Below are 1727 nucleotides of genomic sequence, written 5' to 3' on the forward strand. Positions count from 1 at the left end.
ACCACAGAGGCACAGAGGACACAGAGGCTTCTCATATTCTGAACCCTGACCGTAAACCGTCTCCCCATTCACCGATTCACCCATTCCCCCATCAACCATCAACTATCAACCATCAACCGTCCCCAAACCTGCGAACCTGAAACCCCTGAAACGGAAACGGCCGGCACCCGCCGACCGCTTTTTTCCATTAACAAAAAAAAGTCTTCTTTGCGTCTTGGCGCCTTCGCGCGCCGGTCTACTCCTCCCCTTGATACGCCCGGTACACCGCGCGGATCCCCTCGGCCAGCGGGATCGCCGGGGCCCAGCCGAGCGCCCGGAGGCGCGACACGTCCAGCAGTTTGCGCGGCGTGCCGTCGGGCTTGGATGCGTCGTACCGGATCTCCCCGGCGAAGCCCACGATCCCCCGCACCGTCCCGGCCAGCTCGGCGATGGTCCCGTCCTCGCCGCTCCCCACGTTAATGAAGTCCCCCACCGCCTCGGCCGACGCCGTCTCCATCAGGTGCACCGCCGCCGCGGCCAGGTCGTCCACGTGGAGGAACTCCCGCCGCGGCGTTCCCGTACCCCAGAGCGTCACCGCCTCCGCCGAAATGCCGTACGCGGCGCAGGCCTCTGCAATGTCGTCGAGCGGCAGCGCATCCGGCGCCGCCGGCAGGCGGTGGCCCGCCGCCAGGGGCCGCCGCGCCAGGTCCCGCCGCAGCGCGGCCAGTTCACCGGCGGCCAGCAGCCGGGCCAGGTGGAACTTGCGCACCAGCGCCGGCAGGACGTGCGATCCGACCAGGTCGTAGGAGTCGTTCGGCCCGTACAGGTTGGTGGGCATGAGCGAGTAGAAGTCGCAGCCGTACTGGGCGCGGTAATGGGCGCAGAGCTTGAGCGCCGCGATCTTGGCCACCGCGTACGCCTCGTTGGTGGGCTCCAGCGGCCCGGTGAGGAGGTGCTCCTCGCGCATGGGCTGGGGTGCGTGCTTCGGGTAGATGCACGACGAGCCGAAGTTCACCAGCCGCTTCACGCCGCTCCGGCGGGCGGCCTCGATCACGTTCGCCGCGATGAGCAGGTTGTCGTAGAGGAACTCGGCGGGCCGGGTGGAGTTGGCCACGATGCCGCCCACGGTGGCCGCGGCGAGGAAGACGGCGTCGGGCCGCTCGGCGGCGAAGAACGCCTCCACGTCCGCCTGGCGGCGGAGGTCCAGCTCGGCCAGCGTCCGGCCCACGATGCGGCGGTAGCCGCGGGCCTCGAGGCGCCGCACCAGCGCCGATCCCACCATCCCCGCATGCCCGGCGACGTAGATCTTGGTTTCGGGATTCATGTCAGCTCCCTGGCGAGACAGGAGACAGGAGATAGGAGATAGGAGTAAAGAGCGAGTAGTAAACAGTCAGTAGTAAAACGCATCTTGCCCCAATCAGCTAATCTGTAATTTGCCAATCTGTTAATCTGTAAATCTGCCAATCTGTGAATCTGCAATCTGCGAATCTGGAACTTCTCCCTATTCGCTCCCGACTTTCACGGCATACCCCCCGGCCAGCAGGTGCCGCTCCCGCAGCGCCTCCGCCAGGTCGGCCCGGGCCATCTCCCGCACCAGCTCGGCGAAGGTCACCGTGGGGGCCCAGCCGAGCCCGGCCCGGGCGCGCGCGGCGTCGCCGCACAGGTGCTCCACCTCGGTGGGACGGTAGTAGGCCGGGTCCACCGCCACCAGCACGTCCCCCGGCCGCACCGCCAATTCCATTTCGCCG

General features: G+C 67.3%; 2 protein-coding genes. Both read right to left on the reverse strand.

What is annotated here, in order from left to right; all coding sequences use genetic code 11:
• Window positions 1-235: 235 nt before the first annotated feature.
• Window positions 236-1303, reverse strand: a complete 1068-nt coding sequence (locus GX414_09105) for a GDP-L-fucose synthase (GenBank protein NLI47252.1) — start codon at window positions 1301-1303, stop codon at window positions 236-238.
• A gap of 177 nt (window positions 1304-1480) precedes the next feature.
• A partial coding sequence (locus GX414_09110; protein ID NLI47253.1) for a GDP-mannose 4,6-dehydratase occupies window positions 1481-1727 on the reverse strand: 247 nt, incomplete at its 5' end.

This window comes from Acidobacteriota bacterium (assembly GCA_012517875.1).
Classification (GTDB): domain Bacteria; phylum Acidobacteriota; class JAAYUB01; order JAAYUB01; family JAAYUB01; genus JAAYUB01.

What these genes read in the sequence shown, in the direction of transcription:
- GX414_09105 (NLI47252.1), bottom strand. Translation starts at nt 1,303, where the DNA reads ATGAATCCCGAAACCAAGATCTACGTCGCCGGGCATGCGGGGATGGTG.